The sequence below is a fragment of the Nostoc sp. XA010 genome, assembly GCF_020829625.1.
Lineage (GTDB): Bacteria > Cyanobacteriota > Cyanobacteriia > Cyanobacteriales > Nostocaceae > Nostoc.
Genome location: NZ_JAIVFX010000003.1, coordinates 345,970 through 371,142, shown reverse-complemented (window position 1 = coordinate 371,142; position 25,173 = coordinate 345,970). Strand labels below are relative to the sequence as shown.

At 42.1% G+C, this 25,173-nt stretch carries 21 protein-coding genes; 11 read left to right on the top strand and 10 right to left on the bottom strand.

Features of this window, described 5'->3' with window-relative positions; genetic code table 11:
* Positions 1–339 precede the first annotated feature (339 nt).
* The gene (locus tag LC608_RS07085; RefSeq protein WP_229552851.1) at positions 340–1,806 is read left to right on the top strand and encodes a cell wall metabolism sensor histidine kinase WalK; all 1,467 of its coding nucleotides are present in this window, start codon (positions 340–342) and stop codon (positions 1,804–1,806) included.
* 373 nt (positions 1,807–2,179) lie between these two features.
* On the top strand, positions 2,180–2,848 hold the full coding sequence (locus LC608_RS07080; protein WP_229552850.1) for a hypothetical protein: 669 nt from the start codon (positions 2,180–2,182) through the stop codon (positions 2,846–2,848).
* A gap of 65 nt (positions 2,849–2,913) precedes the next feature.
* Here LC608_RS07080 and LC608_RS07075 read toward each other — a convergent pair whose 3' ends face one another.
* Both LC608_RS07075 and LC608_RS07070 read right to left on the bottom strand, forming a co-directional pair.
* The gene (locus LC608_RS07075) at positions 2,914–3,996 is read right to left on the bottom strand and encodes a tetratricopeptide repeat protein (protein WP_229552849.1); all 1,083 of its coding nucleotides are present in this window, start codon (positions 3,994–3,996) and stop codon (positions 2,914–2,916) included.
* 97 nt (positions 3,997–4,093) lie between these two features.
* Entirely contained in the window at positions 4,094–4,723 is a 630-nt protein-coding gene (locus tag LC608_RS07070) for a sigma-70 family RNA polymerase sigma factor (protein ID WP_229552848.1), read from the bottom strand.
* Positions 4,724–4,919: 196 nt separating this feature from the next.
* Between LC608_RS07070 and LC608_RS07065 the strand changes: the two genes are divergently transcribed.
* Both LC608_RS07065 and LC608_RS07060 read left to right on the top strand, forming a co-directional pair.
* Positions 4,920–5,516, top strand: a complete 597-nt coding sequence (locus LC608_RS07065) for a glyoxalase-like domain protein (protein ID WP_190735826.1) — start codon at positions 4,920–4,922, stop codon at positions 5,514–5,516.
* Positions 5,517–5,823: 307 nt separating this feature from the next.
* Complete coding sequence (locus tag LC608_RS07060) at positions 5,824–6,279, top strand: DUF29 domain-containing protein (protein ID WP_229552931.1); 456 nt, start codon at positions 5,824–5,826, stop codon at positions 6,277–6,279.
* A 302-nt stretch (positions 6,280–6,581) separates the two neighbouring features.
* On the opposite strand, the gene lysS is transcribed toward LC608_RS07060, so the two are convergent.
* Together lysS and LC608_RS07050 are read right to left on the bottom strand one after the other, a co-directional pair.
* Positions 6,582–8,267 (bottom strand): lysine--tRNA ligase, encoded by a 1,686-nt coding sequence (lysS, locus tag LC608_RS07055; protein ID WP_229552847.1) that lies wholly within the window; start codon positions 8,265–8,267, stop codon positions 6,582–6,584.
* A gap of 215 nt (positions 8,268–8,482) precedes the next feature.
* Entirely contained in the window at positions 8,483–9,742 is a 1,260-nt protein-coding gene (locus LC608_RS07050; protein WP_229552846.1) for a transposase, read from the bottom strand.
* A 24-nt stretch (positions 9,743–9,766) separates the two neighbouring features.
* Between LC608_RS07050 and tnpA the strand changes: the two genes are divergently transcribed.
* Together tnpA and LC608_RS07040 are read left to right on the top strand one after the other, a co-directional pair.
* Positions 9,767–10,174 (top strand): IS200/IS605 family transposase, encoded by a 408-nt coding sequence (gene tnpA / locus LC608_RS07045; protein ID WP_229552845.1) that lies wholly within the window; start codon positions 9,767–9,769, stop codon positions 10,172–10,174.
* 127 nt (positions 10,175–10,301) lie between these two features.
* Positions 10,302–10,742 (top strand): Uma2 family endonuclease, encoded by a 441-nt coding sequence (locus LC608_RS07040; RefSeq protein ID WP_229552844.1) that lies wholly within the window; start codon positions 10,302–10,304, stop codon positions 10,740–10,742.
* A gap of 144 nt (positions 10,743–10,886) precedes the next feature.
* Here the strand turns inward: LC608_RS07040 and LC608_RS07035 are convergent, their stop codons facing one another.
* Together LC608_RS07035 and LC608_RS07030 are read right to left on the bottom strand one after the other, a co-directional pair.
* Entirely contained in the window at positions 10,887–11,312 is a 426-nt protein-coding gene (locus LC608_RS07035) for a hypothetical protein (protein WP_229552843.1), read from the bottom strand.
* A 459-nt stretch (positions 11,313–11,771) separates the two neighbouring features.
* The gene (locus LC608_RS07030; protein WP_229552842.1) at positions 11,772–12,734 is read right to left on the bottom strand and encodes a M48 family metallopeptidase; all 963 of its coding nucleotides are present in this window, start codon (positions 12,732–12,734) and stop codon (positions 11,772–11,774) included.
* Between the two features lie 146 nt (positions 12,735–12,880).
* Here LC608_RS07030 and LC608_RS07025 point away from each other — a divergent pair, with 146 nt between their 5' ends.
* The 3 genes from LC608_RS07025 (at position 12,881) to LC608_RS07015 (ending at position 17,110) form a co-directional block, all read left to right on the top strand.
* A complete protein-coding gene (locus LC608_RS07025; RefSeq protein ID WP_229552841.1) occupies positions 12,881–14,437 on the top strand; it encodes an ATP-dependent DNA helicase in 1,557 nt (518 codons plus the stop codon).
* Between the two features lie 159 nt (positions 14,438–14,596).
* Entirely contained in the window at positions 14,597–14,812 is a 216-nt protein-coding gene (locus LC608_RS07020) for a DUF2839 domain-containing protein (protein WP_229552840.1), read from the top strand.
* 204 nt (positions 14,813–15,016) lie between these two features.
* On the top strand, positions 15,017–17,110 hold the full coding sequence (locus LC608_RS07015) for a prolyl oligopeptidase family protein (RefSeq protein WP_229552839.1): 2,094 nt from the start codon (positions 15,017–15,019) through the stop codon (positions 17,108–17,110).
* Positions 17,111–17,276: 166 nt separating this feature from the next.
* On the opposite strand, the gene LC608_RS07010 is transcribed toward LC608_RS07015, so the two are convergent.
* The 3 genes from LC608_RS07010 to LC608_RS07000 form a co-directional block, all read right to left on the bottom strand.
* Complete coding sequence (locus LC608_RS07010; RefSeq protein WP_229552838.1) at positions 17,277–17,708, bottom strand: type II toxin-antitoxin system VapC family toxin; 432 nt, start codon at positions 17,706–17,708, stop codon at positions 17,277–17,279.
* Entirely contained in the window at positions 17,701–17,955 is a 255-nt protein-coding gene (locus LC608_RS07005) for a YlcI/YnfO family protein (RefSeq protein WP_229552837.1), read from the bottom strand. The genes LC608_RS07010 and LC608_RS07005 overlap by 8 nt, the downstream gene beginning before the upstream one ends.
* A 278-nt stretch (positions 17,956–18,233) precedes the next feature.
* Complete coding sequence (locus LC608_RS07000; RefSeq protein ID WP_229552836.1) at positions 18,234–18,716, bottom strand: hypothetical protein; 483 nt, start codon at positions 18,714–18,716, stop codon at positions 18,234–18,236.
* 508 nt (positions 18,717–19,224) lie between these two features.
* Between LC608_RS07000 and LC608_RS06995 the strand changes: the two genes are divergently transcribed.
* The gene (locus LC608_RS06995) at positions 19,225–22,005 is read left to right on the top strand and encodes a pitrilysin family protein (protein ID WP_229552835.1); all 2,781 of its coding nucleotides are present in this window, start codon (positions 19,225–19,227) and stop codon (positions 22,003–22,005) included.
* Positions 22,006–22,105: 100 nt separating this feature from the next.
* Here LC608_RS06995 and LC608_RS06990 read toward each other — a convergent pair whose 3' ends face one another.
* Positions 22,106–23,197: an exostosin family protein gene (locus tag LC608_RS06990; protein WP_229552834.1), complete on the bottom strand. Its 1,092-nt coding sequence runs from the start codon at positions 23,195–23,197 to the stop codon at positions 22,106–22,108.
* 580 nt (positions 23,198–23,777) lie between these two features.
* On the opposite strand from LC608_RS06990, the gene glyA reads away from it, so the two are divergent.
* Positions 23,778–25,061, top strand: a complete 1,284-nt coding sequence (glyA, locus tag LC608_RS06985; protein WP_229552833.1) for a serine hydroxymethyltransferase — start codon at positions 23,778–23,780, stop codon at positions 25,059–25,061.
* Positions 25,062–25,173 lie beyond the last annotated feature (112 nt).

The window sequence follows — 25,173 nt, the reverse complement described above, 5'->3', positions numbered from 1 at the left end:
GTTCCAGGTATCCTCAAAGGTATTAACACTGGTGTAAAAGCTCTCACCATTGATGAGGCAGCAGCTATTATCAAGCCATCTGCTGGCATTAATGGACTAGAGTAGAGACGCTACGCTAACACTTTGCAGATATAAAGGCATTAGTTTCTAAGTTTGGTCTATAGTGTAACGCACTTAAGCTTAATTTGGCATATTTGTCAGTGAATAGGCGTAGCGAACTACCGAAACCTAAAGTTCTACCAGAGTAACTATAGGCTATTGATGCAGCCGCACCCGGTATTTTGATCAGTATAAATACTTAAATTAGGTATATTCAGTCAAAAAATCGATTGAAAAAATATGTTTCAAGCTACTCGTCGCCGTCTCGCCCTTTGGTATACTACTGTCACTGCTGTATTACTACTACTGTTTGCCAGTGGCGTTTATTTATACGTCCGCAGTACACTGATTGAGCGCATTGACGATACCCTTAATCATGTAGTAGAAATAGTGGAGCGTTGTCTTACAACCAGCCCCTGTGCATCTAAGCTCATATTTGAACCAATTAATGCTGATGCAGATAAATTTCGCATTAATAATCTAGAAGCCAGTTTTCGTGACAATACCGACACCGTAGAAGATGACCACATCGACCTAGAATGGTTTAGTCCGACTGGTGAATTAATTTGGTCAACGCTATCTGAACCCTTAAATATTCCCATTCATGCCAACCGCACTGGTGAAACTGTGCGCGTAGTTAAGGGCGAGGAAGAAAAAGGCAAAGATGATAAACTCCTCACTCCCCACTCCCCACTGTTATTACGACAAGTTACCCAACGGGTGGAAGTGGGGCGGCAAGTATTAGGATATCTGCGTGTTAGTCATCCCTGGTTTGAAGTCACTAAACCCAGTCGCCAGTTAATTTTTGATTTGGCGCTAGGTATTGGGTTAATGGTGCTTTCTGTGGGCGCAAGTGGTTGGTTTCTTTCGGGTAAAGCGATGGAGCCTGTAGGAGAGTCTTACCAACGCCTCAAACAATTTACTGCTGATGCTTCTCATGAACTTAGAAGTCCCATTACTTTGATTCAAACAAATGTGCAAGTCGCCCTTGCTGACTTGGATTTAACAGAGACAGAAACGACTAATTCTTTGCAGTATCGACAACAATTAAAAGTAGTGGAACGGTTAACGCAGCGTTTGGGTAAGTTAGTTAATGACTTACTGTTCTTAGCACGACAGGATAGTGGTATTAGCAAAGATACTTTTTCACCTTGTCCGCTAGATGCCTTGCTGATGGAAGTGGTTGAAGAACAACAATTGTTAGTCCCGGAGAAAAAAATCGCTCTTTCTCTAGACTTAGTTGATCCTCCAGCTTCCGAAACTAGCCCGGAATTACTGGAAAATTGGTTTACCCTTGTGGGCAATTGGGATCAACTGGTGCGGCTGTTCACAAATTTAATTGCTAACGCTTTGCATTACACTCCAGCAGGTGGACGGGTGAAAGTGGAATTGGCGCGGATAGAAGGAATAAATCGCGTTTCTGGACTACGTTATACCAGCGCCCAGTTGCAAGTTAAAGTGAGTGATACCGGAGTTGGAATTCCAGCAGAAGCACTACCACGCTTGTTTGACCGGTTTTATCGGGTAGATCCGGCACGGACTCATACAACTGCGAATACAGCTACAGCCAGTGCTACTGGTTCAGGATTGGGATTAGCGATCGCTCAAGCTATTGTCGAACATCACCAGGGTCATATTCAAGTTGAAAGTACTCAAGGCATTGGCACCACCTTTACTGTCACTTTACCAATAACTCTTGAGTCTTAACTCTGCGAGAAATATTTGTTTCCTGTGATAGATGTAAGATTTCAGTCCACTCAACTGGACTTTAACTATTAGTCAGGAAATTTATTTTATAGCGGTATGTTGTTAAACAAGACAATTTAACTGTTACAAAAATGTGGTTAATGACAATGATTAAAGTCTGTGGTCTTATTGAATGATTGAGGCTTTCAGTCTTGAGAATGAAATATATGTATTTATTTAGATGATTTTCGCATCCTTAGCTAGATATAAAAAATCGAGTGGTTTGTTAAATATTAGATGTATTTAACGACTGAGAAAAACTAATTTAATTTTCTGCTGTATCAATCTTTGTAAAAAATAAAAATTGAAGTTTTTCTAGGAGCCAAGAAAGAATATGAAGTTTCAAAAATTTCGCAAGTCTGCTGAGTTATTTGGCGCTATTTTTGGGGGATTACTGATTAGTCTGCCAGCAATTCCTCAAGCAGTAGCACAAGAATCTACTCCCAAGGTTAACCCAAGTCCCAGTATTTTTAGCGAACCACCTTATAACCGCTCTCAGGCTCCCGTACCACCAGATCCAGGTGCTATACCAGCACGCCCAGTTCCTCCGGGTGAGGGGCAAATGTCTCCCGTACCACCAGAGCCAGGTGCTAGACCAGCACGCCCAGCCCCTAGAGATCAAACTCAACAGCCCTCACCAGGAGGGGTTTCCACCGATCAACCACTACTACAACCACGGCAAACCCCCAGCGCTACGATCGCACTGAGTAATGGTAGAGTTAATATCAGGTTGATAAATGACACTGCGGCTAATGTAACCTACCAAGTAATTGGCGATACGGCACCGCGATCGCTACAAGGTAAATCTTATGTAACACTACAAGGTCTACGGGCACCAGTAACAGTCACATTTGAACGACAAGATGGCGGACAGCTGATAGTAACTCCCCAACCCTCTTCAGAGACAGGAAGTTTGGAAGTTAGATTTGACGAAGCTACGAATGCAGCACAGGGTAGAAGTACTATGAGAATCGAAAGAAACGGTTCAGTGTTCTTGAATTAATTAAATAGTACCAAAGTAGGGGCAATACCCTGCGGGAAGCCGCTTTGCGTCTACATGAATTGCCCCTACTTGCGCTGAAGCATTATAGTTAGCTGATCGAGCAATTGCACTTCTTGCTTGCTGTCTTCCAATGTCCGCGCCAGTATAATCGCCCTTTCGTAAAAATTGCGGGCAGTTAGGTAATTACCTTGTTGCTTGTATAACTGAGCGTAAGACTCAAAAGATTTTAATTCTTCTCGCAAATTTTGCAATTCTTTAGCGAGTGCTAAACGTTGCTCTAGTAAATCAGAAGCCCGTTCATAACGTCCGACAGCAGTGTGAGCAGTAACTAAACCGTCAATTGCCCGTAATTCATTAGTGCGATCGCGGTTGGTTTTAGCTATCTGCATTGCTGCCCCATAAGTGCCAATGGTATCTTGATAATTTCCAGATGCTAAGTAAGCATCTCCTAAATTATTCAAAGTATTTGCTTCACCGATGGCATCGCCAGTCTGACGGCGGAAAATTAAAGCATTTTCATACAATTTAATTGCCTTGTTATAATCTCCTAACCTGGCAGTTACTAAACCCAAATTACTTAAAGATAGTCCTTCTCCTTCAATGTTTTTGACACCCTGAGCAATTGCAAGTGCATCTTCAACAGAATTGCTGGCAGCAGCAAATTCTCCTTGTTGCAGGAAAAATGTACCGATATTATTTAGCACAAAAACCTGAGATTGGAAGTCTTTAGTATCACGAGCGATCGCTAATCCTCTTCTTAAAGAATCTTCCGCCTCTTTTAGACTACCAAGCTGGATATAAGCCTTAGCAAGTAAATTGTAAGCTAGACCTTGTGCTTTCAGGTCGCCAATTGCGTGATATAGTTCTAATGCCCGCAAGCAAGACGTAATTGTTTTATCGGCATATCCTGAAGCGTATTGTTGTTTACCAATAGTCAGCAAGCTATCTGCTTCATCTCTTGATTGTCGTCCAACGGAACTATTTATTGGACGGTGGAGTTGTTGCGTAATATCAGCTGCACTCGCAGCTATGGGACTCAGCAAAAAAGTAAATAGTAAAAAGCTCTGTAAAAGTATTTGGGGACGAGAAATCGCACCTACACAAATTAAGCCTACCTTTTGCCTGGGAAATACAAGCCGTTGTTTCATAAAAATTACCCCTAAAGTTGCGGGTTTAAGTAGAAGGTCTAAGAAAAAGTTTTAATTTTTTAATTGAAGACAAACAATATACGGATTTATACTTAAGTTATGATTGCACTAAATCTTCTCCAAAGTATATAGTGCGGATATCTGTGGGTAATTTGTCCTCTAACATACGATAGCCTTCCTGGAGAAAATCGGCTACTTCGCTTGGAGCGATCGCTTCTCCTTCGGCTTGCAGATAGGCGGCGATTCTAGTTTCGCTCCAGTGGAAAGTTTGAGCCATTAACACGATTAATCGCAAAACAGGTGGTAGTTGGTCTAATGCCTGTTGTACATAGCACCATAATGGCGGCGAAGTCGCTCGCAGAGAATAATGAATTGCTTCTGTGGGTGGTACTTTAATCTCGTTAATACAAAAAGCTGTCATATTGATTAACCAATTTTGCATGGTTAGGGCTTCCTTACCTGATTCAGAGTCGCTTAAATTTAGTCCACCGAGTTCGTAGTAAATATGTCGCCAGGTGAGGGCAAACAGATAATCTGCCTGCACAGGCGATCGCGCCGAATGACGAATTAAGGTATACACTATGGGACTATAGCGACAAAAAATCACCGTGAAGTACTTTCCGGCATCTGGATTTTGCTGAAACAGAGTCAGTAGTTCATGGTCACTGTGATGGAACAGCGACTTTACCAGGGGGTGATTAGCTTCCGGGAAATGAGGAATTTGCATAAGCCTTTCGATGGATAGTTGTTAAAATAGTTTTGGGAATTGCACTCCGGTAGCTAATCGCATAATATCTTGGTGTTGCCCAGTTTGTAGCCCAAGCTCAGACTACTTGAGTATTGATAAACTAGAAACAAAGACTTAATTTTAGTCTTAATCGACAATCATAAAATCGGCTCCCTTATAGAATCCTTATTTGTTCATGGTTATAGCAGTTAGTGTGATATCGTTCCTGCTCAGTCCCCTTACCTTAGGCTCCTTTCTGCCTTCTCTGCCCTTAGATAGCCTGTTCTCCACTCAAGGCATTATGGTGATGCTGCTAGCAGCTTACGCTGGCGCAATGTGGATGTTTCTCACCAGTGCTCCAAAAGTACACACTGTAATGGTGTCGGATTTGGAGATTGCCCGACAGTTGTATGAAGGGCTGCTAGATTTGCCAGCAGCTGAGGTGCCATTGCACTACTACTACAATTACGAACAAACTATCGGCGCAACTGGCATTGATCCACTATATATGTCTACTGGGCCGAGCTTGTCTAGCAAAATGATGAATAATGCCAATGATGGGCTGTGGTATCAATTGAAGAAAAACACCCAGCTACATGTCATTACTGGCGCGAGTTTAGGCAGCAAAAATCAGCAACGCCACGTTTGTTTTGATCACGACTGCTTGGAAATGATTTTAATGCGAGTCGAAGTGCGCGGTTTGAAATTCAAGATTCGCAACCAAAAGCCCCTGAATTTTTTGGTCAAGGACTATGAAGGGCGCGTGATTGAGGTGGCTGAAGTAGCGAATTAGTCGTTAGATTTTAGATCGTTTTAGATTGGGTGGGGTGCGTAATTTGCCGTCGTAGGCATCGCTCCACCCAATCTTTTTTTAAGTGGCTAGTCGTAAATAAATTAAAGTTTGTAGTAGGGACTTTAGTCCAGATAAACCTTGCTCAGTAATCAAACAAAAATATTTACAGTCATTGCAAGCTCCGCGAACATTCCGGTTGGCTCCATTCGCAATGATATTGTGTAATTAATTCTGTCTGACTACTTATGAACGATGAATCGATCACTTATAGGGTTTTGCTAGGTAGAAACTTATGACCCTTGAAAAGATGTACACATCTCATCTCTATGAAACAGACTTTTATACTTGGACTCAAGAGCAGGTTAGCTTGCTCAAAACTCAACAATGGGAGCAATTAGATACAGTTAACCTAATTGAAGAAATTGAAACTTTGGGTAGAAGAGAACGACAAGAATTGAGGAACCGTCTAGGAGTATTGCTAGGACACTTACTGAAATGGCAATTTCAACCTGAAAAACGTAGCAATAGCTGGTTGAGTACGATTAGAGAGCAACGTATTCAAATTAAGCTGCTTCTGCAAGATAGCCCTAGTTTGAAACCCTATCTTGATGAAGTTTTTCTGACTGTTTATGAACTAGGCTTGGCTTTAGCGATTCGAGAAACTGAGTTGGGTGAGCAGGTTTTTCCAGAAATATGTCCCTACACTTTAGACCAAACTCTGAATACTGAATTTTTACCAAATATAAATCAGGTTGATGAGTAACCGAGTAATTACCTCAATACTTCTTTTATAGCAATCCGATTTGATTTCTGAATCACTCGTAGAGGTAAGGGACTGGGGACTGGGGACTGGGAAGAAGGAATAAAGGTGTACTGAGTTTTGTTCAAAAATCAAATATGAGTCCTATATCACCGTAAACTGTGGCAAATAAAAATGGTGCGTTAGGCAAAACCATAACGCACCCGACTGTTAAACAGAGTTGAAGCTTTAATTACGAATTACGTTAGCGTAGAGGGCATAGCCCATTACGAATTAGTAATTATTTTTGAATTATAATTCCTAGCTCAACTCAACTGTTCAAACTTAAATTTACCTTTAATGAACTTGTTAAAGTATTGACCTTTAGACGGTGCATTGTCAAAGTCTTCCTTGACACTGGGAGGTACTTTGAAATACTCGTAAACACTTCCACTATCAAATTCAATAGTCAGTGTTTGAGTTTTTGGCTCATAGGTAAATTGCTTAATAACGCTGCCTTCAGGCTTAAGTAGCGGGAAGGCGATCGCATCCCGAATACTGGCACAATCAGTTAATAACATTACCAACCGATCAATCCCAATCCCTAAACCACCTGTAGGCGGCATACCGTATTCAAGGGCTGTCAAAAAGTCTTCATCTACACCTTGAGCTTCTAAGTCGCCAGCAGCTTTTCTTTCAGCTTGGGCTTCTAGGCGTTCTCTTTGATCGATGGGATCTGTAAGTTCTGAGAAGCTATTGCCAGTTTCTCGCCCTACTATAAATAACTCAAATCTTTCTACCAAACCAGGTTGAGAACGGTGGGGTTTTGCTAGGGGCGAAATTTCTACTGGGTAATCAATTACAAAGGTAGGTTGAATTAAATTAGCTTCTACTTTCTCTTCAAAAGCTAAATTCAGTAACTTTCCAATTGATTTGGCTTCATCTACACCAGGAATAGCTGCATTTTTACTTGCTGTTTTTGCTTCTTCCAATGTTTGGAAAGAATTGAAATCCAAGTCTGTAAATTCTTTAACTAAATCGTGCATTGTCACTCGCCGCCAAGGTGGTGTTAAATCTATAGGTTCCCCTTGGTAGGTAATTTGCAATGTGCCGAGTACGTCTTGGGCGACAGTGGTAATAATCCCCTCAGTCAGCGCCATCATATCGTTGTAGTCGGCGTAGGCTTGGTAAAGTTCAATCGTTGTAAATTCGGGATTGTGTCGAGTTGAAATTCCCTCATTACGAAAAACCCGCCCTAATTCAAAAACCTTTTCAAAACCACCCACAATCAACCGCTTGAGATGAAGTTCTGTGGCAATTCGCAGATACAACTCCATTTCTAAGGTGTTGTGGTAAGTGATAAATGGACGCGCATCTGCACCCCCAGTCTCACTTTGCAAAACTGGCGTTTCAATTTCTAGAAAATCTCGTTCTTCTAAATAACGGCGAATACCAGCAGTAATTTGGGCGCGACGGCGGAAAGTTTGCCGCACTTCCGGGTTAACAATCAAGTCAACGTAGCGCTGACGGTAGCGCTTGGCAACATCCGTTAATCCATGCCACTTGTCGGGTAGCGGCAACAGGGATTTAGTCAGGATAGTATATTGTTTAACGTAGACAGATAACTCGCCCTTTTCAGTCCGTTTAATAGTACCTTTAACTCCCAGGATATCGCCTGCATCTGTGAGTTGTTTTAAATGATTGAAGGCATCAGCATCAATATCTGCCATGCTTTCTTGGATGCGATTTTTATCCAAATAAAGCTGAATTGTGCCAGTTTCATCTTGCAAGGTGAAGAAAGCCAGTTTACCAAAAACGCGACGCGCCATAATGCGTCCAGCGATCGCAACTTCTAAATCAACTTCTTCACCACTGGCTAAATCGGCAAACTGTTCTTGCAACTGCGCTGCATGATGGGTAGATTCCCAACGATAGGCGTAGGGATTAGTCCCTAGCTGCTTGAGTTGTTCTACTTTCTCCAGCCTAGCGGCTCGGATATCTTCTTCCGACATGGTAACGAACTAAATAGGGCAAGATTAATTATAGATGCTGCAAAAGTTGAGAGTAAGAGATATTTGCACTTTGCAGATGATAATATCGCCAAACCAAATACAATGACGCAAACTAGAGTGCGCTTGTGGAATGTAGATGAATATCACCGGATGCTTGAGACGGGTATTATCACAGTTGATGAACGGGTAGAACTGATTGGTGACAACTCTCACCGCTAATTGCAAGCAATGTAGCGTCCGACACTCAAATTCACATAAGAGACTTTCTGCTTCACAGGCTGACTACTGTCTAAGCCTCCACAGACAGGAGTCGGTAGTCCAACCGACCCACGCTTTAAAAGGTTCAATGCGCTATTCCAGTCGCGGTCAATGACCAATCCACAAGAACAACTATGCTCGCGTTTTGCAAGGGTTTTTTCTACCCTTTCAGCACAACTCGAACAATTAATACTTGTGCCTCTGGGGTCAACTCCTACTGTATGTTTGCCGCGTCTTACCGCTACTGCTTCCATAGTTTGGAGGAATGCGCCCCACGCAACATCTAGTATTGATTTAGCTAGTCGTGTTCTAGCCAATCCTCTAATGTTCAGGTTTTCAAAAACAATTAAGTCGTATGAATTAACCAACCAATGAGCAACTTGATAATGAAACTCTTTCCTTTGTCTTGCAACGTGCAGATGAGTAATAGCAACCTTCTTGGCTTGTTTTTTGTAATTCTTAGACCCATTAATTTTACGTGCAAGCTTGCGTTGTTGACGGGCTAATGTAGACTGTGCCTTACGGTAATACTGCGGCACTTCAATACTTTCTCCATCAGCAGTAGTTAAAAACTTTTCCAACCCGACATCTATGCCAGTAGCAGTTTTAATTTCGTCAATCGGCAGCAATTCAGGTACAGTTTTATCCTCAAGAGAAAAACTGCAATACCACCCATCAGCTTTACTTAAAATTGTTGCTTGCTTAATCTCGAATCCTTCTGGAATTGGTCGATGCAAGATAACTTCAATCTCACCAATATTGGACAGCTTGAGAGTATTACCTATTAGATGTGCGCCAGCCTTGGGTGAATTAACACGCGGGAAAGTAAATGAACTTATATCACCACGCTTTTTAAAACGTGGTTTACCTCCTCTCTTACCTTTCTTATCAGGTATGAGCCATCGTTTCCACGCCTTGTCCAACCTGATCAAATTTTGTTGTTGGCAGTCGGCATAAATGTTTTTGTAGTCAGGAAATAACTCTTTAGTTTCTTTGAGATTTGACGCTTGTGTATAGTAATCAGGTTTGTCTGGTATCCTCCCAATTGGTTCAGAAACTAAGCTGCATCGGTCAATCTGCGACCTTGTACGCCTTAGCCAGTCCAATCTTTCCCCTAGTGCGTAGTTCCAGTGACGGCGCAGCAACTCTCCCCAAGTCTCAATAATGACAACTTGTTCGGGAGTAGGGTTGAGTTTGAACTGGTAAGTTAGTAACATATAGTCATAATACCATTTGGTGGCATGACTTACAATACAGGGCACAGAGCAGTTTATAGCCTTAATATTCATTTAGTGCTTGTCACTAAGTACCGAAAGAAAGTTATAAACCAAGCAATGCTCAAACGACTGCAAGAAATATTTGAAAGCACTTGCGCTAAGTGGAGGAGCAAGGTAACAGAGTACAACGCAGAGTCAGACCATGTTCACTTGGTTATTAGTTACCCGCCGGACGTGGAAATAAGCAAGCTAGTGAACAACCTAAAAACAGTGTCTAGTCGATTAATTCGGAAGGAATTTCATGAACACGTTAGCCAGTTTTATAGCAAACCTGTTTTTTGGACAGGTGCGTACTTTGTCGCCTCATGTGGAGGCGTTACCTTGGAACAACTTAAGTCTTATGTTGAGAAGCAAAGCAGTCCAAATAATTAAGAAAAATGCTGATTTCGGAGGCATTGACCCCCACTCAATCAGCCCTCCTATCCCCCGTCACCGCCAATTGGAGTACCAATGTGGCGGGAGTACCCCGGAGGTTTAGATGGGCAAGTTATCCCCATGAGTGCCAAATAATCCCCCCCATGCAGCAACAACGCTGTGTGCGTCTGATTATCTCAAGCGTTCGCTAGCAGAAGTTGCCTTAGTTCGGGTGCAAGATCCGATTCAATTAAGCCAATACTCGGAACCTGAACCAGATATTGCTGTTGTCCGCATTGATGCGCGAAAGTACATTAATCATCATGCTGCACCCAATGAAATCTTTTTATTGATTGAGGTAGCAGATACAACGCTAGACACGGATCGGAAACAGAAAGCACCTTTATATGCTAATGCAGGAATTACTGACTACTGGATTTTGGATGTGAATCAGCGTCAGGTTTTTGTTTTGGGCGAACCACTTTTGCAAGGCTACAATCAACAATTTATTTTGCAGGAGGATGCAACGTTATCCTTGATTGCATTTCCAGAAGTTGAAGTCCAGATCAGTCAACTGTTTCCATAAGTTAGGTAACAGAAATTGAGTATGAAATTTTTTAAATAAAAAGTGCGATCGCTTGATCGCATTTTATCCAAAAGACTGTCATAGAAAATATGATTGATATCTTCTATGACAACGATTCAATAATTTAATGTACAAGTCAAACCTTTATTTATGATCTACTGTTAGCGAATGCCTAGATGAAATAGCTTTCATTTTCAAGTTAGTAAATTGCCCGATCGCCTTTACAAAATCTTGCTGTTCTGGTTGCAAATGCAGTTTTTCTAGGGCTTGATTGATATTATTACCAGCCCGGAGATGGTGATTAAGTTGGGCACGTTGCGATGTGTTTAAGACTGCCTCAATTTCCCTATTTCTTCGCTGGCGCACAGCCTGGAGTTCTTGGCGTTGTAAGGGAGTCAGGTTAATCTCCGACGAGGTGGAGTAGGTTGCAGTTTTGGTAGTTTGGGCGGAAATGACACCAGAAGTAGTATGGAGTTGAACGGGTGCAGCTAAGGCAATTCCCGGCATGGAAAGGACAAAAGCTAGAATAGCAGCGAACACAGAAAGCCGTTTTGTCAAGTGAATTGCCATATTCAGAAATGCCTACATCTAATTTAATGCTGAGATATAGTTAAGCAATCTTCAAGTCTTTAATTTTGAATCTTGAATTTATCCACCCCCAAGAGGATAGTAGTTCACCTAGAAAATATTATCCGCTTTAAGGGAATCCAAAAAAACTAGAATGGCAAACTTAACTGAATTATTTTTGCTAAAATCCAGACTCAAATTCAAGTTTTTACAAAATTATCACTTGATTGCTCATTTCTGTTAATCTGTCAATGCCTAAGTCTTGCAACTAGCTCGTGACTTTATTTTAGAACACCTATCACAGAAATTTGGCTTAAATGCATAATATTAATTATCTGTCAATGTGTAATTTCTAAATTTAATTTCTGGAAATCCCTCAGACAAAGTATGTGCTAAAAGAGATATAAATAGTGCATTAGGCAAATCTAACGCACTATATATAAGTTCATTTAGCACTCAAAACTACTCAGACCTTTTCATTCTGTCGATTTCCCGTTGTAATTCTTCAATTTGACGGCGTAAAGTTTCTGTTTCATTTGGGGAAGAATCGGCTGCAACATTTACTGAGCCGGAAGCAGGCGATCGCTGATAATTTCCTCGGCGAATTTGCTGGTATTCTTCGGATACTGCCCACGCCCGTAAGTAATGCAGGCGTTCCACTGGGAAAGGATGGGTCAACATCGTACCTTGAGCGCCATTGTACATTAAGAATTTATACACCTGATTCAATCCATCTTGATCCAGTGCCTGATAATTTTCTGACTGCTTGATAAACTCTTGTAAACTACATTCATTGGCATATTTGTTACTACCGCCAGAGAGTTTCATCATCGTTGACATGACGGGATTCAAGTCATCCATGACTAGTAGTGCGGCGCGATCTGACGATAACTCGGCTTTCCGCCGCCACTCAAAAAAGGCGTAAATCAAACCTTGTGTGACAATATTACCGATACCGAAGGTCAATTCTCCCAAGGCGGAAGCAGCACTCATCGCCCACATCGCCATTTGAATTAAAATAGTATGACCACATTTAATATGCCCTAGTTCATGGGCTAGCACCACCCGAATCTCGGCTTCGTCTAGTAAGTCTAGTATCCCTGTATTTATGACTATGTAAGGATTCTCTTGCCCCAGCGCATAGCTATTTGCTTGGGGATTTTGCGAGACAAACAGTGTCGGTTCTGGGTAAATGTCCAAATCTCGGACGCATTCCCGAAACATCTGGTAAATAGTGGAATATTGACGCGGCCCGACTTGGATGGTGTTACCCATTAGATAGACTAACTGAGGGCGTTCGTAGATAAATTCCACAAATTTACGAGCAATTAAATCAAATCCTGGTAAATTTCGTAAAGCTTGCTCGGCTTGGCGGTCTAGTGGATGCCTGAAGGCTTCGCTGGAAATTCCTGTGTAAGTTGGCATAATTCAGGGTGTTGGGTGATTAGTCATTGGTCATTGGTCATTGGTCATTAGTCATTAGTAAAGGACAAATGACAAAGGACAAAGGACAACATAATAGAAGTGGGGCAATTGGAAGTAAAAGTCACTTTGTATGGAATTAAAAGCGTGTGATTGAAGCAGAAGTTCATTTTTCACTACATAACTTTTTGCGATCGCAGGCGGGGTTCCCTTCCTGGCCCCATCATTTGACGATGGCACGGTTGGTAGCACGCGCCTTGCGCCTGGGACGTAGTGCCCTAATTCAAGTAGGGGCGGTTTGTGGCTATCAAGGGCGATATCGTACTAGTTTCATAGCATCAGCCCTGATGTGGCATGGCCCTGTAATTATTGTTGCTCAAGAAGCGGTGCAGCAACTTCTGCTGCGGGTGGAAATTCCCCGTCTACAGCAGTGGCTACCAGCCAACAAAGCGATTAGGACAGGTGACGCTTGGCCTAATGCTGAGTTTCAAGGGCTACTGTTGACCTCTCCAGAAGCTTGGTTAAAAGGACAATTTGCTGGTGGCGATCGCTTTCCCCAAGGCATCCCTACAATTATTGATGGGGTAGATAATCTAGAAGATTGGGTACGTCATCAACTTACCCAAGATATTCAACCCGATGATTGGGAGCAACTGATGCTGGCTTGCCCAAATCAGGCTGAGGTAATTCGTGAAGCAAGGATACAACTTACACACCAACTTTTTCAGCATCCTGTTAATCCATATCAGTGCTACCTAATTTCCCAGCCAGAAATAGAAATTTTAAGCCGTCTCTATTTAGCTTTAGATCAAGCCAACCTCCCAGATAATTGGAAAAATTTCTGGCAGCAATTTCAAACCCTTGATGAAAATCTTTCCCCCCCTGGTCCCCCTGCCCTCTTCTGGGCGACTATTGCCCATCGACAAGGTTTATTTTCTTTACACTACGCCCCAATGGAATTAGGTGAAATCCTCTCACCTATTTGGCAGCGACAACCAGTAGTTTTAATTGGCAGCGCTATCGAACCGGAAACTGAGGCTCCTCTTTTCCGACAGCGCCTTGGTTTGGACGATTTAACTTGTCTGAAGTTCTCTGCAGAGAGACAAGCGGAAGCAATTCAACTGTATGTACCTTATAAATTGCCCCTACCTAACACGCCAGAATTTCAAGCGGCATTTATTCACAAAGTCCGCACACTGGTTTGTCTTAGTGCTACAGCACCAGGATTAACGGTTGTCTTGGTGGGGGATGTACCACTCAAGTCTCAAGTTGCGGCAATTCTGGCTTCAGAATTTGGTTCGCGGGTGCAGGTAGAAAAAACTTGTTTAGATGAAAATGGTATTTTGATTAGCGGTTGGGAATTTTGGCGAGAACATCAGCGAGTCTTACCAGCACCCCATCTGTTAATTATTGCTACTTTACCTTTACCATCTTTAGAAAATCCGCTAGTAGCTGGTAGGGTAGCTCGTTATAAGCGATTGCATCAAGATTGGTTTCGTTTATATTTGTTGCCAGCTGCCTTGAGTGAATTACAAAGAGCGATCGCTCCAGTCCGAGAAAGTCAAGGTATTGTTGCTTTACTTGATAGTCGTGTAGTTAATCGCAGCTACGGCGCTCAAATTCTTGCAGCTTTAAGTCCTCTAGCCCGCATTAACTATCTCGACCCCAGTCTGTTTTCTAATACCGATGAAGAAAATTCTGCTTAGAGTTCAGTTATCAATGCCCAATGCCCAATTTACATTTTGTCAACCAAAGCGCGATCGTCTAAAAGCAAGCACTATTATCAGTTTATTGCCTCTCTGTAGTTATGATTCCTGGCAAGATAAATTTAGATAGAACCTAAGTAAAAATTTGAGTTGCTGATTATGGGTGAAGCAAAGCGTCGTAAAATCACACAAGGGGAAACATACGGTCAAGAAACTCGCATCTTGCCTTGGCTTCCCATCACAAAAAAGCAAGCCGAATTATTTGTTAGTTGGACAACTCGTGGTGCCTGGATAGGCATTGGTCTTATGGTTGTAGCATGGGCAACTATCCGTTTTATTGGCCCAGCCTTCGGTTGGTGGCAAGTAGTCTACTAAACGCTACTGTAGACTCGCGTTGTAGGGGTTTAGCAATGGGCTTTACCCCTACGACAGATGTGATTTTTTACAATCAACATATTTGGTATTTTCTGTCAATGCGTAAATTCTAAATTGGAATTTTCCCGCAGGTTTGGTCAGTACATGCTCTACGTCTTGGGTCTATCTTTGTAGTATGTAAAGAAGCACTTTTGACCTGAGATTATGCCCTCCTCTAAAAAACCCCTCACCTACCCATCCAGCCACAAAAGCAATCAAGTCGATAACTACCACGGTAATTTAGTCGCAGATCCTTACCGTTGGTTAGAAGATCCTGACTCTGAAGAAACAAGGGCTTGGATTGAGGCAGAAAATAAAGTTACTTTTGGCTACTTGAACGAAATTCCTACCAGGGAAAAAATTAAACAGCGCCTTACCAAACTTTGGGATTATGAAAAATATGGTATCCCTTTTAAAGAAGGCGAATCTCTGCGAGACGGTTCCACCGAACGCTACTTTTATTTTAAAAATGATGGACTGCAAAACCAAAGTGTCCTCTACACTTTGAAAACCCTCGACGACCAACCCAAAGTTTTACTCGACCCTAATAAACTTTCAGAAGATGGTACTGTTGCTCTTTCAGGATTGTCTATTAGCGAGGATGGTAAACTTTTAGCATACGGTCTATCTGCCTCTGGTTCTGATTGGCAAGAATGGAAAGTACGCAATGTCGAAACTGGTGAAGACCTCCAAGACCACCTAAAATGGATTAAATTTTCTGGTGCATCGTGGACACATGATAATCAAGGTTTCTTTTACAGTCGCTACGATGAGCCGAATGAAAAAACTCAATTAGAAGATGTTAACTATTATCAAAAGCTCTACTATCATCAGCTAGGTAAACCCCAATCAGAAGATGTACTAATTTATCATCGTCCTGACCAAAAGGAATGGGGTTTTAGTGGCGGTGTTACTGAAGATGGACGCTATTTAATAATTTCAATTTGGCTAGGTACTGACTCCAAAAACTTGGTTTTCTTTAAAGATTTAACTAACCCTAATGCTGAAGTCGTAGAACTAATTAACCAATTTGAGGCAGATTACAGCTTTATCGACAATGATGATAGCGTGTTTTATTTCCGCACGGATTTAAATGCACCACGGGGACGAGTGATTGCTATTGACAGCAAAAGTCCTGCACCAGAAAATTGGCGAGAAATCATTCCCCAATCAGCAGAAACTTTGGAAAGTGTCGGGATACTCAATAACCAATTTGTTGCTGATTACCTCAAAGATGCTCACAGCCAAATTAAAATATTTGACCTCAAAGGTGCGTTTATTCGTGAGGTAGAATTACCTGGACTCGGTTCAGTCGGAGGTTTTGGAGGGAAGCGTCATGATACCGAAACTTTTTATAGTTTCACCAGTTTCACCATACCAGGAACTATCTATCGCTATGATATGGTAACTGGTAAAAGTAGCATTTTCCGCCAGCCACAGGTAGATTTTAATCCTGATGATTACGAGACGAAACAAGTCTTTTATCATAGCAAAGATGGTACTAAAGTACCAATGTTTATTACTCATAAAAAGGGCATAAAGTTAGATGGAAATAACCCGACTTATCTCTATGCCTATGGTGGTTTTAATGCCTCAATGACACCTGGTTTTTCTGTAAGTCTTTTGGTATGGATGGAGATGGGTGGTGTCTATGCTATGCCTAATATACGCGGCGGTGGAGAATACGGCGAAGAATGGCATCAAGCAGGAATGAAGGATAAAAAGCAGAATGTCTTTGATGACTTTATTGGCGCTGCTGAGTGGTTGATTGCGAATAAGTATACTAAGACAGATAAGCTAGCGATCGCAGGTGGTAGTAACGGCGGTTTATTAGTGGGTGCTTGTATAACGCAACGTCCCGATTTGTTTGGTGCAGCTTTACCAGCAGTCGGCGTAATGGATATGTTGCGGTTCCACAAATTTACCATCGGTTGGGCTTGGACTTCCGAATATGGTTCAGCAGATAATCCAGAAGAGTTTCCAGCGCTGTATGCTTATTCGCCACTACACAACATCAAACCAGATACAACTTACCCAGCAACCTTAATTACCACAGCCGATCATGACGATCGCGTTGTCCCTGCTCATAGTTTCAAATTTGCCGCAGCTTTACAAGAGGCTCACATTGGTGATGCGCCAACGCTAATTAGAATTGAGACTAAAGCAGGACATGGTGCGGGTAAACCCACGGCTAAAATTATCGAGGAAGCCGCAGATAAATGGGCTTTTTTGGTGCGTACTTTGGATGTTGAAGTTTAGGGGTTAATTTATTTGTAGGGTGCGTTAACGCAGTGTAACGCACCAAATTATTTCTATAACCTCAATTATTTCAGTGCATCTAAATTCAGAACAATTGAGGGAGCGTTAGCACGGATTAAGTTACCACCTTTGAATAAAAAATCGCCAATTACATACATTTTTTGTCCTATATTTCTCCTATTTCTCGGAGATAAGCAGGTCGGGGCATGAGTTGTCTAACCAGTGCAGCATCAGCCGTCCAAAACTCCGCAGACACACTCTCGGCGCAAGCAAGAAAGGCGGCATCATAAAGGGTAGATAATGCGTATTTATCGGCAATTTTCCAGGTTATTACCCTAATTGCCTCTTCTTCAATGTAATCAATAGGCAGTTCACAGAAGTCTTCAAAAAAACCTTGCGCTTCCTCTGTTGTAATTACTCCCATGCGGGTTTTCTTTCTTAGCACAGATCCTACTTCTGCCCAAGCAAAAGCTGGAGCCACTAACCCTATACTCAGACTTAAGGCTTCTGTTACTAGTTTTCTGGACTGGGGTTGATAAACTTCTGGTACAAGATAAGGAATCCAAACGCTGGTATCTAAACACAAAACTCTAGTCACGTCGCCCTTCGTCCTCTCTGAGGCTGTGAATCAAATCTGTAGAGGCTGGTTGTATCCCAGTTTTAGCTTTCACTATTTCGCTACGATCAATTATCCGTTGATGGGCTGCCCATCCCCTGCGGCGGCTTACCTCACGTTCCAAAGCCTCAACCACTAAATCATTCAGGGATTCACTACCCTCTTTAATCTTCTTAGCTTTGACAAGTAAATCAGCCGGAAACCGAATTGTTAGGGCTTCGCGTTCCATAGCGAGAAGTGCAACCAAATGTTGATACCATTTATTATAACCGCTCTATGGCACAGTCTCTAATTATTTCACCTGTTGCCTTGAGTTAAATCGCCTGCTGATACCGCTCACCCAACACACTTAGTATTGACTGCTCCATCAATTTTATAAAGGTGATCGCTTCCACTTCTAGGCAATCAGTTTCAGGGGTAAGGGTGGAAAGAAACAATTATTTACCTTCACCCTTACCGCTTTCCTCCATCTGAGCAAGAAGTTTAATTTTTTAATCCCTCTTGTGCTTAAAACGCAACAGATTGGGCTGTCCCCCTGAGATTAATTGTTGTATAAGTTTGTGTCTGCCCCTGGTTGAATTGAGGAATCACAGAAAAGCGATTTGTTGTGGTGATTCCTTTAGTTTCAACTTTTACTTCGTTGCTAGATCCAAGGTTTACACGAGGTATGAGCAAGGTAAATGTGGTGTTGCCAGTATCTACTGTTTTTTTAATAGTCACAGTCACTAGTGTACCAATTTCCGTATCTACAGTACGGATCTCATCTCCGGTAAAGTTTAATGTCTGTTTCTGCTCTTGATAGTTGAAAAGGGGCTTACCAGTAAAGCTTGATGTTGAGTAATTAATAGTGACTTTCTCACCTTTGGAATTATACCCATTGAAATTATACAAGTTCGGTGTTATTTGTACTTGGGCATGAGATTGTAATACAGGTATTGCGGCTAAGGTTATGCCTAATGTAAATGATGCAATTAAGTTTCTTGTTTGCATATTTTAAAAAGTTATTGCTACTTTGACGAAGATATCTACGCCGATGGAATGACAAGGAATAAAACCAATTTTAAAAGTGGATATTCCGGAAAACTTGTCAAATGAAACACATCGCAATCGTTGTTAAGATGTTTGTAATATTTTGTAATAGTGCGTAGAGTTACATCTGACTTTAAAGTTGGGAGTAGGGAGTGGTGAGTGGGGAAAGACCACTTTCATGCTTGGTTGTGAAACCTGCTTCATCGGGACTGTCTTTAAAATAGAGAATAAGTGGCAATAAATAATAAAAGGGATTTTTATACTTTCGTTGCGAGCTATTGCTCGTAGGTTTTTTGCAAATAGGTAAACTTGAAAACCGACCATTACGGATAGCGGAAATAAAGCTACCATTAAAAATGGTAAAAAAGCCGAGGATGTAAGTCTTTTGACTTCCAAAAAGCGATACTAAGGTTTTGTTTTATAATTAGAAATTTTGCATTTCCCATTGCTTATGAAGCTACGTTCATATATGCTTGTAGGGTTTTTTCTTAGCCTTGTGCTAAGTATTGTGCCTTTTTCGGGCAATTTCACCAATGCTGTAACACCAACAGCAGTCGCACCTGTATCTGCTGTCTCATTCACTCAAGGGGTGCAAAAAACGGTATTAGACAACGGCTTAACGGTGCTAACTAAAGAAGTCCATACCGCTCCAGTAGTGAGCGTACAAGTTTGGTATAAAGTTGGCTCACGTAACGAAGTTAAGGGAGAAAATGGCATTTCTCACCAGCTAGAACATTTAATGTTCAAGGGTACAACTGACCGTCCTGTGCAGTTTGGAAGGTTATTTAGTGCCTTGGGTAGCCAGTTCAATGCTTTTACTAGTTATGACCAAACAGCTTACTTTGGCACAGTGCAACGAGACAAACTCGAAGCATTGTTGACACTGGAAGCCGATCGCATGGAAAACTCTTTAATTGGGCCTGAACAACTGACAAGTGAAAAGCGGGTGGTGATCTCTGAGTTACAGGGGTACGAAAACTCACCAGGCTATCGTCTGAGTCGGGCAGTGATGCGAGATGCTTTCCCTAATAGAGCCTATGGCTTACCTGTGGGAGGCACAAAAGCTGATGTAGAAAAATTCACGGTGGAGCAGGTGCGGAATTATTACCGAACCTACTACAGCCCAGAAAATGCCACGTTGGTGATTACAGGGGATTTTGCCACAGAACCTGTACTCAAAGTTGTTAAAGAAACTTATGGGAAGTTGGCAAAACGAAGGAAAGAGGACACGGGGACACTTTTACGCCAGAACACGGACAGAGGAAATGTCGCCGCGTCTCCGGTTGCCCCTACTACTAAAAAAGCACCGATTGTTTTGAAGCAACCTGGAAGTGCAGCACTATTGCAAGCAGTGTATCCTTTACCAAATATCAAGCATCCTGATGTGCCGGCAATTGATGTGATGGATGCCATCCTTACAGGCGGACGTAGTTCTAGGCTTTACCAAGCTTTGGTGGAATCTGGACTCGCTAGTTCAGTGAGTGGCAGTCCTGCTGAACTCATTGAACCAGGTTGGTATGAAATTAATGCTACAGCGGCTCCGGGTCAGGAGTTAGGGAAAATTGCTCAGGTGCTTCAGGAATCTTTAACAAAATTGCAACAGCAGCCAGTTACTACTGAAGAATTGAACCGGGCGAAGACACAACTGCAAGCCTCCTTTATTTTGGGGAACCAAGACATCACTAGTCAGGCAATCCAGCTAGGATATAACCAAATTGTGGCCGGTGATTATCATTTTATTGAACAGTATCTGGCTGCGATCGCTAAAGTCACGCCAGCCCAAGTACAGCAAGCAGCAAAAACTTACCTCAATCCGGCTAAACAAACCATCGGCTTCTTTGAGCCAACTCAACCAGATGGTAAACCAGGGGCTTCCAGCGCTGGTTCTGGTCGCACAGTAGAAAATTTTAGCCCTGGTAAGCCTGTAGATCCAGCAGAACTGGCGAAATATCTGCCACCTGCCACATCAGCTACAGATTCGGGCAAACAATCATTACCAGAAGAGTTTACCTTAAATAATGGTTTGCGGGTTTTGCTTTTGCGCGATCGCAACCTCCCCACCATTAACCTGAGTGGACAAATTGACGCTGGTACTGAATTTGATGGCAACCAAAAAGCTGGATTAGCGAATTTGACTGCCGCCAACTTAATGAATGGGACGCAGACTAAAAATGCTCTGACGCTAGCAAAAACCTTAGAAGACCGGGGAGCCGATTTGAACTTCGGTACTAGCCGCGAGGGAGTTAGCGTTAGCGGTGAGGGACTTTCAGCGAACCTGCCGATATTGATTCAAACTCTGGCAGATGTGTTAGAAAACGCGACTTTCCCAGCCGACCAGTTAGAACTGAGTCGCCAACGGGCGTTGATAAGTCTTAAAGTCCAGCTAGATGACCCCAGAGGTTTAGGAAGACAAGTATTTCAGCAGGCAATTTACCCTGAAAATCATCCATTCCACAGCTTCCCCACAGCCGAGAGTTTAAAGAGTATTACTCGTGATGATTTGCTTGGCTTCTACCAGACACACTACCGACCAGATAGCACAACGATCGCTTTAGTTGGAGACTTTGATCCACTTAAGGTAAAATTGTTGCTACATCAGGCGTTTGGCAAATGGTCAGCCACGGGTAAGCCACCTGTTCTCGAAATACCGACCGTGCCATTACCAAAAACTTTGACACGCCTGAACAAAGTGATACCTGGTAAATCCGAAGCTGTTACCTACATTGGCTATAACGGCATCTCTCGGAAAGACCCACGTTATTATGCAGCACTGGTACTGAATCAAATTTTAGGTGGTGATACCTTATCGAGCCGTTTGGGTACGGAAGTGCGCGATCGCCAGGGTCTAACCTACGGTATCTATAGTAGTTTTGCCGCCGGAATCAATCCCGGCCCGTTCTTGATTCAGATGCAGACTGCTCCTGGTGATGCCCAAAAAGCGATCGCTAGTACTCTCGCTTTACTCAAACAGTTGCGCGAACAAGGAGTGACTGAGGCTGAATTCAACGCAGCCAAACGGTCAATTACTAATAGCTATCCTGTGGATTTAGCTAATCCTAGTGATGTATCAACCATAATTTTGGATAATGCTGTCTTAGGACTTTCACGCTCAGAAATCCGAGACTTTCCCCAGAGAATACAAGCAGTCACAATGACTCAGATGCAAGAGGCAATTGAAGATTTAATTAAGCCAGAAAGTCTGATAATTGTCACTGCTGGCCCTGAAGAGACTGTACCCAAGGGCAGCTAATTACCTCAAGCTAAAACACGAAGGTGCTAAAATTTGCTTTACGCCTTTGTGTTTTAGCTTAAGGCTATTTCGTTCTAGACATAATACTTATTTGAATGAATTATTTTGTCGAAAAATGATGATGAAAATTAGTATAAAATCCCTCAGCAGAAAGCCTACTCTTCCACAGGTTTCGGCACTCATGCTGCAAATCTAAGAATTCTTGGTCTGAAATATTGCTATGGAATTCAGCTACTTTCTCTGCAATATGTGGTATTTCCTTCTCATCTATCCATACGCAATATTTTTTCCAGTCTATTATAGAATCGTCAGGTAAAACGCAGTCTGTATCAATAAAAATTGGAATACGACCACAACTGAGGATTTCATATAATCGAATGGAATAGTTTGCAGAACCACGACAGGACAAAATGTAGTCGCTCTCAACCATATTTTTCACATATTCAGCACGAGCCTTCTGTCTTTGCTCTACATCTTGTGTATTTAGAAATACTGTTTCGTCTTTAATGATAAAGTTTGTGTTTACTAAAGAGGGGCTTTCTGCAAGTATTTTCAGAGCCTGACTACGCAAAATTTGTCCTTTGTAAGGCGAAACCCCAAGCTCTAATGATTTGGTTAACATTACCCCGTGAAATAAAACCGTTTTTAATTTCTTTTCCCATGAATCCGGTACTGCTAAACCACAAAATCCAACAACAGGTTTATCAGATTTCTGCCTGAGAGATATTTCCCCTCCTAAATATTCTTCAACAAAATCTTCAGTAAAAGAAGGCATAATAATATCCTTTTGCCTCATTTTTGACCGATATACTGCCATCCGCATTACTGTTGCATTCTTGACAGGAATTTTTTCGGCGCAACAATCACCTGCAAAAAAAATAATTAATTCTTTGCCGCTATTAGCTACTTTTTCTGCAAATTCAATAGATAGACTTTCTGCTTCTTTATTAACTTTACTTTTCCAACTCTCTCCTCTGATCATTCTCCAGTTTATAGGCATTACAACTAAGTCAGCTTCCTGTAGGGAAGTCATTTTAAAAAGGGAATGACTTATCTCTAGATACTTGCCATACAATCTAGACCAAGGGTATTCTTCAGTAGGGATAAATTCTCTCCAAAAGGGATAAAGCATTGGAACTGGCTCCATTCCTTTAGGAAGATAATCTTTATCAGAATAGATACTTAATGGCATATTTTAACCTGAATTCTAACTACTTAAATAACTGGCAAATTTTACAATAAATTGAATTAATTTAAAACAACCTTTGGATAGATTTCTTTTTATATTAATAACTTATGAACATACATGTATTGTAATATACTAAAAACTACCTTTTTAGCTCGTTCATCGCTAGCCTGTCCACGCAAGGCATCTGTAAGTATATCTGCGGTTCTAGCACTACCAGCAATCACAACAACTAACCTTCTAGTATTAACGCTAATGCTGAGTGCTTAAGTTTTGCAGCGTAGAACTTCGCAGCCATGTTCCGCAATTGCTGAAAGCGTTCAGCTTTTTGTCTTGCAGGGGAGCGATGGCAACAAGCTTTATTTAGCGTAGCCTCAACAAGCAACGTTATGATAATTAATCGTCTAATAATAAATAAGTTGGCACAAATAAACCTCAATAGTACGGAGACGATTAATCGCCTCTGTAGAGCAGTCAAAAATCATTGAACTATAGACTTTGGGCTATGGACTGTTGAGAGTGGACTGTTAGGTGCTGCGTCCAACCAAAATTAGCCGTTGTACAAATTTCCATAAGGATAATTGAAGTGACTAAGACTAACTCAGATTTTCTTGCCTCCACCGATCCAGCGATCGCGGAGTTAATCAACGACGAACTACAGCGTCAGCGAGATCACTTGGAGTTGATTGCTAGCGAAAACTTTACCTCTGCTGCGGTACTAGCCGCTCAAGGCTCAGTACTGACAAATAAATATGCCGAGGGATTACCTGGTAAACGCTACTATGGCGGTTGTGAGTATATCGACAAAATCGAGCAGCTAGCGATCAATCGTGCTAAACAGATATTTGGCGCTGCTCATGCGAATGTGCAACCTCATTCTGGCGCACAAGCCAATTTTGCAGTGTTCCTGTCCCTGCTGCAACCAGGAGACAAAATTATGGGAATGGATTTGTCTCATGGGGGACATCTCACCCACGGTTCCCCTGTAAATTTCTCAGGTAAGTGGTTCCAAGTTAGCCACTACGGTGTCAGCCAACAAACAGAACAACTTGACTACGATCAAATTCGGGAGCTGGCGCTGAGGGAGCGTCCTAAGCTGCTGATTTGTGGTTATTCAGCTTATCCCCGGATAATTGATTTTGAAAAGTTCCGTAGTATTGCTGATGAAATCGGCGCTTACTTACTTGCCGATATTGCTCATATCGCTGGTTTAGTTGCGAGTGGTCTTCATCCCGATCCCATCCCCCATTGTCATGTAGTAACAACAACTACACATAAAACTCTACGCGGCCCTAGAGGTGGTTTAATTTTGACCAGCGACGCAGAACTAGGTAAAAAGCTAGATAAATCTGTTTTTCCTGGCAGTCAGGGCGGGCCATTGGAACACGTCATTGCTGGAAAAGCAGTAGCTTTTGGAGAAGCCCTAAAGCCTGAGTTTAAAACCTATTCTGCCCAAGTGATTGAAAATGCTCGTGCTTTGGCAGAACAACTACAAAATCGGGGTTTAAAGTTAGTATCTAATGGTACTGACAACCATTTAATCCTCGTGGATTTACGCTCTGTTGGTCTAACTGGTAAACAAGCAGATAAGCTAGTTAGTACTGTGAATATTACTGCTAACAAAAATACTATTCCCTTCGATCCGCAATCACCATTTGTTACCAGTGGTCTGAGGTTAGGTTCGCCAGCAATGACCACGCGAGGTTTAGGAGAAGCAGAATTTACCGAGATTGCAAATATTATTAGCGATCGCCTGCTTTCTCCAGATTCCGACGTAGTAACCCAAGATTGCCGGCAACGGGTAGCAGCATTGTGCGATCGCTTCCCCTTATATCCTCACCTAGAAATTCCTGTACCAGCACTAGCCTGACATTATAGATAGTTAGGAGTTAATAATTAGGAGTTAAGAGTTAAGAGTGATGAGTTTTAAGTTTTGAACTCCTAACTTCTAACTCCTAACTCCTAACTCCTAACTTCTAACT

What these genes read in the sequence shown, in the direction of transcription:
- LC608_RS07085 (WP_229552851.1), top strand. Translation starts at nt 340, where the DNA reads ATGTTTCAAGCTACTCGTCGCCGTCTCGCCCTTTGGTATACTACTGTC.
- LC608_RS07080 (WP_229552850.1), top strand. Translation starts at nt 2,180, where the DNA reads ATGAAGTTTCAAAAATTTCGCAAGTCTGCTGAGTTATTTGGCGCTATT.
- LC608_RS07075 (WP_229552849.1), bottom strand. Translation starts at nt 3,996, where the DNA reads ATGAAACAACGGCTTGTATTTCCCAGGCAAAAGGTAGGCTTAATTTGT.
- LC608_RS07070 (WP_229552848.1), bottom strand. Translation starts at nt 4,723, where the DNA reads ATGCAAATTCCTCATTTCCCGGAAGCTAATCACCCCCTGGTAAAGTCG.
- LC608_RS07065 (WP_190735826.1), top strand. Translation starts at nt 4,920, where the DNA reads ATGGTTATAGCAGTTAGTGTGATATCGTTCCTGCTCAGTCCCCTTACC.
- LC608_RS07060 (WP_229552931.1), top strand. Translation starts at nt 5,824, where the DNA reads ATGTACACATCTCATCTCTATGAAACAGACTTTTATACTTGGACTCAA.
- lysS (WP_229552847.1), bottom strand. Translation starts at nt 8,267, where the DNA reads ATGTCGGAAGAAGATATCCGAGCCGCTAGGCTGGAGAAAGTAGAACAA.
- LC608_RS07050 (WP_229552846.1), bottom strand. Translation starts at nt 9,742, where the DNA reads ATGTTACTAACTTACCAGTTCAAACTCAACCCTACTCCCGAACAAGTT.
- tnpA (WP_229552845.1), top strand. Translation starts at nt 9,767, where the DNA reads ATGACTTACAATACAGGGCACAGAGCAGTTTATAGCCTTAATATTCAT.
- LC608_RS07035 (WP_229552843.1), bottom strand. Translation starts at nt 11,312, where the DNA reads ATGGCAATTCACTTGACAAAACGGCTTTCTGTGTTCGCTGCTATTCTA.
- LC608_RS07030 (WP_229552842.1), bottom strand. Translation starts at nt 12,734, where the DNA reads ATGCCAACTTACACAGGAATTTCCAGCGAAGCCTTCAGGCATCCACTA.
- LC608_RS07020 (WP_229552840.1), top strand. Translation starts at nt 14,597, where the DNA reads ATGGGTGAAGCAAAGCGTCGTAAAATCACACAAGGGGAAACATACGGT.
- LC608_RS07015 (WP_229552839.1), top strand. Translation starts at nt 15,017, where the DNA reads ATGCCCTCCTCTAAAAAACCCCTCACCTACCCATCCAGCCACAAAAGC.
- LC608_RS07005 (WP_229552837.1), bottom strand. Translation starts at nt 17,955, where the DNA reads ATGGAACGCGAAGCCCTAACAATTCGGTTTCCGGCTGATTTACTTGTC.
- LC608_RS07000 (WP_229552836.1), bottom strand. Translation starts at nt 18,716, where the DNA reads ATGCAAACAAGAAACTTAATTGCATCATTTACATTAGGCATAACCTTA.
- LC608_RS06995 (WP_229552835.1), top strand. Translation starts at nt 19,225, where the DNA reads ATGCTTGTAGGGTTTTTTCTTAGCCTTGTGCTAAGTATTGTGCCTTTT.
- LC608_RS06990 (WP_229552834.1), bottom strand. Translation starts at nt 23,197, where the DNA reads ATGCCATTAAGTATCTATTCTGATAAAGATTATCTTCCTAAAGGAATG.